Annotated in this window: 12 protein-coding genes and 1 pseudogene; 2 read left to right on the forward strand and 11 right to left on the reverse strand. The window is 40.1% G+C overall.

Annotated features, from left to right (window positions below; all coding sequences use genetic code 11):
- Positions 1-95: 95 nt before the first annotated feature.
- The 7 genes and pseudogenes from RG959_RS23230 to RG959_RS23260 form a co-directional block, all read right to left on the reverse strand.
- Positions 96-365 (reverse strand): LexA family protein, encoded by a 270-nt coding sequence (locus RG959_RS23230; RefSeq protein WP_342799175.1) that lies wholly within the window; start codon positions 363-365, stop codon positions 96-98.
- A gap of 39 nt (positions 366-404) precedes the next feature.
- A complete protein-coding gene (locus RG959_RS23235) occupies positions 405-707 on the reverse strand; it encodes a zinc ribbon domain-containing protein (RefSeq protein WP_342799176.1) in 303 nt (100 codons plus the stop codon).
- A 111-nt stretch (positions 708-818) separates the two neighbouring features.
- On the reverse strand, positions 819-1,649 hold the full coding sequence (locus RG959_RS23240; RefSeq protein WP_342799177.1) for a hypothetical protein: 831 nt from the start codon (positions 1,647-1,649) through the stop codon (positions 819-821).
- A 280-nt stretch (positions 1,650-1,929) separates the two neighbouring features.
- Positions 1,930-2,154 carry a hypothetical protein gene (locus tag RG959_RS23245; RefSeq protein WP_342799178.1) on the reverse strand — a complete coding sequence of 75 codons (225 nt, stop codon included), beginning with the start codon at positions 2,152-2,154 and terminating at the stop codon, positions 1,930-1,932.
- 300 nt (positions 2,155-2,454) lie between these two features.
- Complete coding sequence (locus RG959_RS23250; protein WP_342799186.1) at positions 2,455-2,835, reverse strand: YmaF family protein; 381 nt, start codon at positions 2,833-2,835, stop codon at positions 2,455-2,457.
- Positions 2,836-3,039: 204 nt separating this feature from the next.
- Positions 3,040-3,174 (reverse strand): annotated as a pseudogene (locus tag RG959_RS23255) (DUF1259 domain-containing protein); the annotation flags it as partial.
- Between the two features lie 452 nt (positions 3,175-3,626).
- Positions 3,627-3,818, reverse strand: coding sequence for a hypothetical protein (locus RG959_RS23260; protein ID WP_342799179.1), 192 nt, complete (start codon positions 3,816-3,818; stop codon positions 3,627-3,629).
- Between the two features lie 1,184 nt (positions 3,819-5,002).
- Here RG959_RS23260 and RG959_RS23265 point away from each other — a divergent pair.
- Positions 5,003-5,248 (forward strand): hypothetical protein, encoded by a 246-nt coding sequence (locus tag RG959_RS23265; protein ID WP_342799180.1) that lies wholly within the window; start codon positions 5,003-5,005, stop codon positions 5,246-5,248.
- 488 nt (positions 5,249-5,736) lie between these two features.
- Here the strand turns inward: RG959_RS23265 and RG959_RS23270 are convergent, their stop codons facing one another.
- The gene (locus tag RG959_RS23270; protein ID WP_342799181.1) at positions 5,737-5,982 is read right to left on the reverse strand and encodes a hypothetical protein; all 246 of its coding nucleotides are present in this window, start codon (positions 5,980-5,982) and stop codon (positions 5,737-5,739) included.
- A 901-nt stretch (positions 5,983-6,883) separates the two neighbouring features.
- Here RG959_RS23270 and RG959_RS23275 point away from each other — a divergent pair.
- The gene (locus tag RG959_RS23275) at positions 6,884-7,624 is read left to right on the forward strand and encodes an MBL fold metallo-hydrolase (RefSeq protein WP_342799182.1); all 741 of its coding nucleotides are present in this window, start codon (positions 6,884-6,886) and stop codon (positions 7,622-7,624) included.
- Between the two features lie 122 nt (positions 7,625-7,746).
- Here the strand turns inward: RG959_RS23275 and RG959_RS23280 are convergent, their stop codons facing one another.
- The 3 genes from RG959_RS23280 to RG959_RS23290 all read right to left on the reverse strand — a co-directional run bounded on the left by RG959_RS23280 (position 7,747) and on the right by RG959_RS23290 (position 11,707).
- Entirely contained in the window at positions 7,747-9,135 is a 1,389-nt protein-coding gene (locus RG959_RS23280; RefSeq protein ID WP_342799183.1) for an RNA-guided endonuclease TnpB family protein, read from the reverse strand.
- A gap of 1,155 nt (positions 9,136-10,290) precedes the next feature.
- The gene (locus RG959_RS23285; RefSeq protein WP_342799184.1) at positions 10,291-10,485 is read right to left on the reverse strand and encodes a hypothetical protein; all 195 of its coding nucleotides are present in this window, start codon (positions 10,483-10,485) and stop codon (positions 10,291-10,293) included.
- Between the two features lie 304 nt (positions 10,486-10,789).
- Positions 10,790-11,707 (reverse strand): LCP family glycopolymer transferase, encoded by a 918-nt coding sequence (locus RG959_RS23290; RefSeq protein ID WP_342799185.1) that lies wholly within the window; start codon positions 11,705-11,707, stop codon positions 10,790-10,792.
- Between the last annotated feature and the right edge of the window lie 496 nt (positions 11,708-12,203).

A 12,203-nucleotide genomic window follows, 5' to 3' on the forward strand; every position in this document is an offset into this window, starting at 1 on the left:
CCTCCAAGAAGAAGTATATACACCCACATGTTAACACGTGGGCTTTTTACACTGTCTACTTAAAGGGGATAATATCATATACCGGGGCTTTTTTATCATACGACTACTTCTTCTCTAACCACTTGTAATGTACGTGGCTTTCCTTCCTGCCAAGTAAGATAGCCTTTAATTCGCAGGCTGTACAAATGACCTTGCACGGTAGAGGTTGATTTCAAATTAACACCCTCCCCGATCTCACGAACAGATGAGAGATAATGGTTTGTGTGAACCTCTCCACCTAAATCAAAGATTTTGATGGAGCATCCCTTATCTTGAATACGGTACAACATCAGCTGGTTAAGCTTCCTCCGGAAGCCCGAGTGCATGATGGAGACGAATGAACGAAGACAAGGTCTGAGATGTCCTTATTGCCAGCTCAGTTGAAAAGCCCGAATGAAGTAGCGGGCTCCAATATTATAAGAAGCAGATAAATCCGCATGATAGACTTTGCCCGTTGGAAACGTGGCAAGGTCTTTTTTCTGGTTCCGTTCCACTTTTCCAGAGCCGTCGAACGCCAAGGCGCTGGTGTTTCGCGGATTGATCCGGGAAATGCGCATGCCCAGGCAGTGCGCCATTTCTTCTACTTTGTTCTGGATGGCTATTTTCCGCCACCCATGAAGCTTGAAACGAAGTTTCCTGGCTCCATAGAATCCCTTTGGGGTTTTCATTCTGCCCAGGTATTCGAATACGATGACGTCACAGCCATGCTTTGACGCGAATTTTACAATTTCATGGCTAGTGTGGCGAACAATATGCTGCTGGTACCCATTGATCTGTCGTCAAAAATTAGGTGCATGAATACGGCCGCTTGCCCGCTGAGCTTTCCGCAATTTGTTGGTTAACGTCTGCAGACGGTCTTTTTCTTTAGGCTGGTCAATAAATGTCCGACCTAAGACAGTGCCTGTTGCATCGATAATTGAACAAACAGCAGAGTTCGTCAGTCCAAGGTCTACTGCACACACTTTTTGTTCTCGAATAGGCGTTTTCGTTAAAGTAACTTTATTTTCATAGCTGATGGAAAGAAAGAATTTCTTCCCCCGCTTAATCAGCTTAGGGTTGTTCTCTTTCCATTCCCAGACACCGCGTTTATAAAGGTCCTGTCCTTTAAATTCGATATTTATCCATACCCAGTCATTCTGATGGAATACCTTGATTTGTGCTGATGTATCGGATGTTCTGTTGAACATGTTCTCTCGATAAAAAATAGGGAATTCTTTATGTTCCGCCTGCAGGCGCGGAGGCTGTTTCTTAAATCTTTTTCCTTCGGAAAGAGCGCACTTCTGCTCTTTTTCCCAATTTTGATAGTTAGAGCGAAAGCTTTTTACCTTGCCAAAAGCGGAAGCAATGACACTTCTACGGAAGTAGGACGGAAATTTGTAAAAACGTTCGTTAAACTCTTTGTACTTAGGTTGAGGGTTTGATTTAGTTGCGTGAATCAGTTTTTCTACTTCAGGCACAATCGACTTTGTTGTCAGGCCGCCGGTATTATCAAACTCTTTGTCGATAACCTGGATGATGAAGGACAGGGCGTCATTGTAAGTATCCAGCGTACTATTGAAGATTTCCGTCTGGTTTGTAATTTTGTGCAGCAGCGACTTCGCAACTTTCATCACCAAATCCTCCTTTCCATTTTGTAGTCCTTATGATAGGTTGATCGCATCAAAATGGAAATCAATTGTAAAACGAAAAGAGAGAATCAGTGTGAGTGATGATAAGTAAAAATCAGCAAGCGATGTAATAAAAAAATATATAGAAGAACATGGGGAATGAAGACCTTAGCGCCTAACCCCCACTAAATCGGAAATTTTGAAGGGGAATGCGGCGCTAATTTTTTGTTCAATAAAGCTGCTTACGTATTCAAAAATAGTTTTTTGACGAGCGGATAGTGGTTTACGCATAACGTACACCCTGCTTTTGTCTAGGCTTAGCAGCTGCCAAAATGTTTTCTCGTTTAAACGTCTGCAATTTGCCCCGTTTTAGGCAGTACGCCCGGATATAATCCTTTGCGATCTTTCTCGCAATAATATTACGATCAGTAATCTCTAGATTTTCTGCCATGTATATGATTAAAACAGGCTGATTTGTTTTGAGTGACGTTTTAAACAATCCTTCCATTTTAACTGCTCCCTTCATTCGTTAATTCAATTATACAGAACGTACGTTTTTGTTAAAAATAAAAAACAAACATGTTTTCGTGTTTTTATTCGCGCCCAATTAATACATGTAGTGAAGCAGGAATGAAAACAAAGGAACCCCCGAGAATTGCCTCGAGGGAGTGGAAAAGACAAGAAAAAAATAGATTTTTGTTCTGTCACTAATTTAATTTCTCCTAAATAAGTGTAAATCGAAATACTTTTCGCATTCATTTATTCTTTATGAAAGGCTACCGGACTATCCGACAGCCATTTTTAAGTTTTAAACGCTAGTATTGCCACTATACCTGTGAGAATGAGGATAAGAACCATTAACAGTTGTTACTCCTCGGAAAGTATGGTAATGTCTGCCACAAGGCAAGGGAATAGCTGGACCAGTTACCCCTCGGACTTCATGTTCATGCCCATCATCAAATGAAGTCACTGTTAAGTATCGATGAGTATGAGGGACGCCAGTAGGAGCTGGTGCCGTTATTCCAGCATATTGATGACGATGTCCAGCATCAAAAGAGGTTAATCCTGAAAAATGATGGGTATGAACGGGCTGCCCATTCCATGTTGTAATATACAAATGATGAGAATGATGAGAATCTGAATTTGGATCGTCTGAATCAATTATCAATCCAGTTACCGGTATCTCCATATATGTTTTTACCACCTTTCCTATCGCTTTTTCCATGTTATGAACGCAAAGTTTATAAATTCCTGTATCTTAAGATAAATGAGAAGAAGTAGGTGATTTTTCATACTAATACGCGGTAAATTTGATTTATGTATATTTTGTTCCTTAGTAAATGGAGCAGCTAGAAGAAGTTGTCCTCTTTAAAAGAGGGCGCATATTGCAGATTTATTTCAATAAGCCTGCTTCTCTTGCCGCGTTATAACTATCTTCAGCAAATGCAACAGGATCGCCAACATCTTCCCAGTGCATGTACATTAAGCGTGGATTGTCAAAAAGCCAGTGGTTGTGAACTGCTGTGATAGTAGCTAATGCAGCAAGCGTGATCTTGGTTGTTTCCCATTCTGTTTTGATATCATCCCAGTTTGCCACTTCACATCACCACCACCTCCGAGATTATTTTTAAGCAAAGAAAAAAGCATCCCGCAGGATGCCTATAGAAAACGAAATTAAAATTCATGTCATACTCATAATTTTTAATTTGTCTTTATTCGTAGCCAGCTTTTTGATCAATGCTTCTTTAACCAACGAACTCACACTATCACTTGAGTCTGGATCAATCTCTACTTGTTCGTAAAGTTGACGTCCTTCTGGCATCCCATCACAGTCTAAGGTGTAGTAACTCACTTTAATTTTTATAAGAACATCTCCTTTCCCCTTACATTCGACAAAAGAAGCTAATTTCCCTCTTTAACATTACTTTGCGTATTTGAACATAAAAATAGCATCCCGTAGGATGCTTGAATTCTGCTATATTAATATTCCTTCACTCTTACATAATCGACATTCTCCATATTTGCTTGGATGAGCGCGTCGTCTTTATCAACAAACGTGTAAACTTCTCCATCTTTTATGGACTTTAATGCATTTTCGGGCGAATCGGCCTTTACTTCTTGAACAAGTTCTTTTCCAGATGAAAAAACAAAAGTCAGTCTATACGTTTTCATTGTCTACCTCCTTTGCCTTACCATACCACAAAAGAAGTTAAATACCTTTATTCACATATATGAAATACAGCAAGAGCGTCTCCCTGCTGATTAAACAGTTTTACTACCTTTGCCATGTTACACCTAGTTTCTGTCTCATTTCTGCCTAATTCGACCTTTCACCCGTTTGTAGACGGGTCTATTTGTAGCCATCAGCTCACGAATGTCTCAATCTGTTTACTTTTCCTCTATCGGTTTTTGGCTTCCCCACATTCTCTCACCGTCTATGTTTATTCTCTCTGCCTAAGCCATGATCTCAGCGTAAAGAAAAACAATCACCAGCATCAGTGAGCGCTTCCTTCTTTTTAGGATATTTGTAAGCATGAAAACTACAAACTAAAAATTTATTCAGTAAGTAATTGTGAACTCTGCTGCTACAGAAGAAGAACCGAATGTATTCTTGATTCTATATTCTCCCGCTGTTATCAACGTTTTAAATCTAGCAAACGAAATATTTACTTTCAGGATTTTGCCTGATGCGTGACGATCTTGTATTCCCCATGTGAAGGCAGCTCTCTGATCTTTACTTTACCTTCTCATCACAAATCACAACCACACATGCTTTCGGTGTTTCCATTATATACAATTCCAGCTTCATTGTGGAAGGATCAAATTTAATGTCTTTCATAGATAAAAAGCCCCCAGTTCGTTAAAATAGAAGTGCGAGTAATATTTCAAGAGCCGTGGACTTGTTCTCGGCTTTTTTGTATAAATTTTTCTTTAATGGTCTATACTAGCATTGTTCGTTCGGAATCCAATTCCCATGAATAAAACCATTCCCCCAGCCAGGTTCCCGCCTGGCTTTTTTGCATTACTAATCAAAACAAAACATATACTTCATACGGGAAGAAGGAAGCAGGTTAGCCCTTCCTTCATCCTGTACATAATGGACACACTGCTGATTATTCTGTTAATTTCAAATCCAACCCCTAAGGATCGAAGTCATTCTGCAGTCGGAGCCCCCTCTGGCTGTTTTTTCTGTGTTCGGATCCTGCTTGTGATACAATGATCTGTGACACTATGAAAGGAAGAAGGATATGAAACGATCAATGAATTTGATCAGCCTTAATCCGTGCTTATAAGGTGTGCCGCAGCACTCCTTGAGACACCTTGCAAGCTCGGGTATGTCAAGGAGGCTGATCTACATGAAAAACCGATCCAAAGCGTATACCCGTCACCAGCGGGAAAGAATCATTCAAAAGAAATGGTCTATCCTAAAGGAAGTCCAACTAAGGAAAGACCAATGGATGCCTGTGCGCGGGACATTAAGCAAAGGTAAAATTCACTGTTCTTGCCGGATGTGCAAATACGAGAAACACTATTCCATCCCGAAAGCCAAACATAAAGCAAAATGGAATGCCATGCGAAAAGAGATAGACAGATTAATTTAACGTCATTTTTAAAATTTAAAAGGCCACAAAGCCAGGTTCTCCTGAAGAACAAGGAAACCTGCTCGTTATTGCTCATAAAACATTTGATTTAGTGTACAAAATTCCGATTGAATATGATCACTTGCTTGATTTTGTATTAAAAAAATAATAATCGTTCCAGAAAGATTTCGTTATATCTTTCGATGTTTTCTCAAGACACCCTAAATTAAAAACCCTCAACCTCAAATGGCGGAATTGGCCGCCATTTGAGATAAGGACCAAACTACCTTCATAGCAGCCAAATGTTCATTATATACGGCAGCCGGCTGCTTAAATTCACCACCCAAAAGCTTTTTAACTTCTTTCAGCTCTTCAATCAGATTATTTTCATCCCTTAACAGCTTTACCTGGACTTATCTAATAGGGTCAATTGTCTAGCACTGTTTTTCAGCGCTCCTGCACTCAATCATTTACACTCACGTATTGGCGGATGCCGCAATTCTAATCCGTTATTTTTCCTCGATGAATTTCACCACATCATACCCGCACTCGTTACAGACCATTAAATGCGGACAAATCTGATCTTTCGCTGTGTTGGGATAGCCATCACCCATTTTTACCGTCTCTTCATCATTATAATGACCGTACGGGTCTAAAAAATCCGATACCTTGCCTGAATCATCTAATTGAGTATTACATTTTGGACAATTAATTTCTAATACTGCTAATGAGTTACATAAAGGACACATGGCCATAAATATCACCCCTTTTAACTTTCAACTGTAGTATTCATTTTTTTAGCAATACTATGTACCCTGATCAAAGGTGAATTAATTCTGCGTTTTTAACTGGTTTAAATTCAACAAAAAAGTTTTAGATCGAATGTTCCTGAACAGAGCCTTTATCTAAAGGTGCAAATCGCCCAAAACATTTATGTACATAACGAAAAAACCGTACCATTTTAAATACCGGTACGGCTTTAGCGCATAAGATAACGAAAGAGGCGAATCCTAATAAATATTGGACAATTAACAATTCTAAAGCAAACGGATGAAACAGTGTAGAATAAGCAACTGTAAAGATCCCTCGCCGTATCAGGCGGAATGAATGAACCTAAAAGGATGAATGAAGCAAAAAAAGGTATAAAAAAACGCCCCCTAACAAAGCCCAATCAAAATGAGGGCGACGGTTTCTGCAGCATCTTTCTTTATTCGTCCTTTTTGTATATTAAAAAGACTTCGATACGTCCGCCCCTCTGTTTGTAACAACTGTCTTAAAATAAAGAAAGTCACAATGTTCGCTAAGATGGCTTGCAACGACCACCATTTTACCGCTTCCTGAAATGGAACAGGATATGCATTCTATGCAAAGATGCCAGCGAAAGCTGTACCGAACAACGCAAACAGCACGACCCGCATTCCTAGTGAAATGATGGCTCTTCTGAACATATTCTGTTTATTTTGATAATTCTGTGAATAAGCAAGTATATCCACCCTAATCCCTCTCTTCTACTTCATTTGTCGTTTTAGACTCCTTTAAACCAGCAGTAAAATCAAACTTTTTCAGACCTCAAAAATATTTTATATTTACCAATTATTTCTTTCTGTGATAAAAATAATGCAGGTGTAACACTATGCATTAAAGGAGGAAATACGTATGAAAATTACTGATGGGATTGAGATGCTTTCATTAGAGTATCAAGTGTCTGGACAAAAAATCGTTTTAAACCCCACACTTCTTTGGAATGAAGAAGCTGCTATTTTAGTAGATACAGGCATGCCTGGAGCACTGCATAACATATCTGATGCTATAAAAAGTACCGGCCTGTCATTTGGCCGGTTAAAAAATGTTATCTTAACCCACCAAGATTTAGATCATATCGGAAATCTTCCTGACCTCATAAACGAATCTAAAGGCACGATAAGAGTGTCTGCCCATAAACTTGACCAGCCTTATATTGAAGGCCGCCTCCCGCTTATCAAAACCGATGCAAAGCGGATGAGAAAAGAATTTTTAGCTTCTCTTCCGGAACAAGCAAGAGCCTTATACTATAACCCTCCAGTGTCCAAAGTGGATGAAACTATAGAAGATGGCGAAGAGCTGCCTTACTGCGGTGGAATTCGCGTCATTCACACGCCCGGCCATACACCTGGCCACCTTTGCCTTTATGTAAAACAAAGTAAGGTACTGATTGCAAGAGACGCCCTTGTTTGTTCGGAAGGCACATTACGTGGACCCATCGAACAAACAACATTAGATATGGAAATGGCTTATCGCTCACTTGATAAACTTTTAGATCTTGAAATTGATACCATCATCTGTTATTACGGCGGGGTATGCAGTGCCAATGCAAAAGACCAGCTCCATAATCTAATACGCGCACATGCGAACACCTAACATGAATAAAAAAAGGTAATAGTAGAATGACAGCCATAAAGAAAGAAGGCAAAAAGATGACGACATAACAGCGCTTATTGTGAACCTCCCCACCTAAATCAAAGATTTTGATGGAGCATCCCTTATCTTGAATACGGTACAACATCAGCGGGTTGAGCTTCCTTCGGAAGCCCGAGTGCATGATGGAGACTAATGAACGAAGACAAGGTCTGGGATGTCCTTATTGCCAGCTCAGGAACTTTTGCCTGAAGAGACAACCATTTCGTTTCCAAAATGGTTTTTTGAAAAGCCCGAATGAAATAACGGGCCCCGATATTATAAGAAGCGGACAAATTCGCGTGATGGACTTTGCCCATTGAAAATACGGCAAGGTCTTTTTTCTGGTTCCGTTCCACTTTTCCAGAGCCATCGAACGCCAGGGCGCTGGTGTTTCGCGGATTGATTCGGGAAATACGTATGCCCAGACAGTGCGCCATTTCTTCCACTTTGTTCTGAATGCGTATTTTCCGCCACCCGTGAAGCTTGAAACGAAGTTTCCTGGCTCCATAAAATCCTTTTGGGATTTTCATTTTGCCCAGGTACTCGAATACGATGACATCACAGCCATGCTTTGCCGCGAATTTTATAATTTCATGACTGGTGTGGCGGACAATATGCTGCTGGTACCCATTGATCTGCCGCCAAAAATTCGGTGCCTGAATACAGCCGCTTGCCCGCTGGGCTTTTCGCAATTTGTTCGTTAGCGTCTGCAGACGGTCTTTTTCTTTAGGCTGGGCAATAAATGTCCGTCCTAAGACAGTGCCTTTTGCATCGATAATTGAACAAACGGCAGAATTCGTCAGTCCGAGATCTACTGCACACACTTTTTGTTCTTGAATAGGCGTTTTTGTTAAAGTAACTTTATTTTCATAGCTGATGGAGAGGAAGAATTTCTTTCCCCGTTTAATCAGCTTAGGGTTGTTCTCTTTCCATTCCCAAACACCGCGTTTATAAAGGTCCTGCTTTTTAAATTCGATATCTGTCCATACCCAGTCGTTCTGGTTGAATACCTTGATTTGTGCAGTCGTATTAGATGTTTTGTTAAACATGTTCCCTCGATAAAAAACGGGGAATTCTTTATGTTCCGCCGGCAGCCGTGGAGACTGTTTCTTAAACTTCTTCCCTTCGGATAAAGCGTACTTCTGCTCTTCTTCCCAGTTTTGATAATTAGAGCGAAAGCTCTTTACTTTACCAAAAGCAGAAGCAATCGCACTTCTGCGGAAGTAGGACGGAAACTTGTAAAAACGTTCGTTAAACTCTTTGTATTTAGGTTGAGGGTTTGATTTGGTCGCGTGAATCAGTTTTTCTACTGCCGGCACAATTGATTTTGTTGTCAGGTCGTCGGTATTATCAAACTCTTTGTCGATCACCTGAATGATGAAAGACAGGGCGTCATTATAAATATCCAGCGTATCATTGAAGATTTCGGTCCGGTTTGTAATTTTGTGCAGCAACGACTTCGCAACTTTCATGATCAAACCCTCCTTTCCATTTTTTAGTCCTTATAATACGTTGATCGTATCAAAATGGAAATAAATTGTAAAACGAAAAGAGAATCAATATGAGTGATTATAAATAAGAAGCGGCAATGGGTCTAATGAAAAAATATATAGAAGAGTAGGAAGAATTAAGACCTTAGCGCCTAACCGCCACTAAATCGGAGATTTTGAAGGGGAATGCGACGCTAATTTTTTATTCAAAAGGACGGCTTTGTAATAAAGCGGGATGACGTATGAAAGACTGGAGAAGCATATTAGACGGTTCTGTTCGGTACTGAGTGAAGACACCCTTGGTACCCCATGACTGTATACAGACTTTTAGTTTGCTATAAATACAGATTACACACAAAGCTACGGAGCGGACCAATTTGCAGAACGGGCCTTAACACAAAAAATTTTAAATATAAAAAAGCAATTGGAAGGGCCATTCTTCACCCTACCCACCATCTTCCGCCGGTAGAACAGCCAAATGAGGAATTTCCGTTATGGCTGACAACTGGGCAGCTTGTTTGGCACTGGCCATACACGAACGAAAACGGGACGTTCCTCTTATCTGCATATGGCCGCTCAGCATGGATACGTGAAAATTCACACAGAAGACGCTAAAAAGCTCTCGCTTATACCTAGAGAGCTGGTTCACCGAGCGGATGGATGGAAGTGTCTACAAGAAAGGGTGAGGCTCTACAGCCAGTCCTTGTGTTTTTCCCTTTTCATTTTGGCAGCTAAAAAAAGAAGCAGCCAATGCATTAACAGCTGGTTTTGTAGATCTATTATCGAAGCAGCAACATTTAAACAATCAGCGTGTAAAATTGAAAAGATACGCAGAAAACACGAAGTTGCAGCTGATGAATCGCTGGATTTTTTGCAGGACAGTACGTCTTATCAGCCGAGGACCTAAAAGATACTAATGGTTTTACAGAACCTTTCACTGTGCAAATAGGGGATTCTCTTGAAGTTCCTTTATTTGTTATAAACGTACCGCTAAAACCGTTTATGCCCTATCGTCAAAAAAGTTAACTTTGTAAAAGTGATTTCTCTTATTTTATAAAGGGGAATCGCTTTTTTTACTTCCTGGATTTCGCTGCCTAAAGTAATGTTTATGTACAAGCACTTTCTGCAAAAGGAAGCTTAAATACAGCGAAGAAAACGCCATTTGACTTTTTCAGCGTACATGTCTCTATCTTCTTTTGTTTTCACATGGAATCCTTCTGTGTACAGCACATTGGTGTTTTCTTCATCCATAATAAAAATCGTACAAGTAATCCGATCTTTATGCTCAGCTGCATTATCCACTACTATCATTTTATAATCATTTGTATTCAATAGCTCTTCACTCCTCGCATAGCTTTTACCTTTCCACTATTATTATCAGTAATGAAAAATAGTATTCAGAATCTAGGCAAAAACAGCATGAAAAGACTTGGTATATCATAGTTTCCTATGTTCTTTCTTGCTCCGCTGAGCCAGAAGTATCTGAAAAGTCATCCTTCTTATGATTTAAAACATGGTCCGCCCTATAGAGTGGCTATGCTTGTGCACAATATAAATAAAAAAGCGTTCATCATCATGAATTTTATGTAGTCTCTTTCTTAATTGAAAAAAGAATCAGTTCTTTCAAACTGATTCTTTATTTCAAATTCAAATGTTCTTTAAACTCATTTGATACACGTGCAACTTCTTCATCTTCTACCACGTAGTAGTAAACGCCGCCAATTCTCTTACTATTACCGTCCATGGTAACGGTTTGGATGTGGTTACGCGCCGATGTGTAATTTTGTTGAATGGCGAGCATGTCGCTGATCGACAAATTCGTTTCAACATTGTCCCCAATCGCCTGCATGACATCTGTTAATTGTAAAATGACTGCCGGGTCACTCCCTTTGTCCAAGATGCCTTCCATTACTTGACGCTGCCGGGCCTGTCTGCCGAAGTCACCATTTGGATCTTCCTTGCGCATCCGTATATAGTTCAATGCTTCAGATCCGCTTAATGTAATATGCCCTTCAACAAAATGATCGCCTCCGTAAGAAAAAGCGGAATCATTTTGCACTTCCACACCGCCAACAGCATCTACAAGTTCTTTCATGCCTTCCATATTCATTTCCACATAATAATCGACCGGCATATCTAGAAAATTTTGCACTGTTTCCACGGCCATTTTCACGCCACCGAATGCATAAGCATGGTTGATTTTATCTTTTGTCCCTTTTCCTATAATCTTTACTCGTGTATCTCGTGGAATGCTTAGTATTTTCGCTGTATTATTGCCCCCATTCACGGACAAAAACAGCATGGTATCCGACCGGCCTACATCCCCTTTGCGCTCATCCACGCCAAGCAAAAGAACGGTAAACGCTTCTTTTTTCTGTAGTGAGACATCTTCCGTCCGCTTGTTTGAATGCAGTACTTCCCCACTCAATGTATTTTGAAGGGACTGGTAGACCGTAAAAGCTAAACCTGCTCCAATCAGGAGTAGGACCAAAAAGAAACCTAATATAAACCATCCTTTATTTCGCTTTTTTCTTCGCTTGTCTTCTCTTCCCACAGACACGACCCCTTCATGAGATGTGAATTGGGAATAGCTTGCCCTTGAAAAGGATTTTCACAACAATCTTTTTTAAATTACTCCTTTCTTTTTAAAAGAAAAGGGCTAGAGGGTGAACAAAAAGCTATCCAGCATATGAGGATAAGCATAACCGTGATAATGACAGACGGGCAGTTGAAAAAGTTAAACATTTGTATCTAAGCAACCTGCTCCTTATCGGTACAAGTATTTCACTTTAGACTATCAGGGAACAGACACTTCTACTGAAAGATTTATTTGTCTTTACAACTCGTTTTCTTCAAATGAAAAGTGGAGATTCCCATTTTTTTCAAAGCGAGCTATCTACATAGAAAGCGAAACTCGCCAACAAAATGATAAAATAAAAAAGTAAATATTTTCAAAAACAAAAAAGACAACTTGATTTCTCAAGTTGTCTTAGCGTGCCAGGCGGCGTCCTGCTCTCACAGGGGGAAACCCCCAACTACCATCGGCGCTG

The organism is Domibacillus sp. 8LH (assembly GCF_038806185.1).
Classification (GTDB): domain Bacteria; phylum Bacillota; class Bacilli; order Bacillales; family Domibacillaceae; genus Domibacillus; species Domibacillus indicus_A.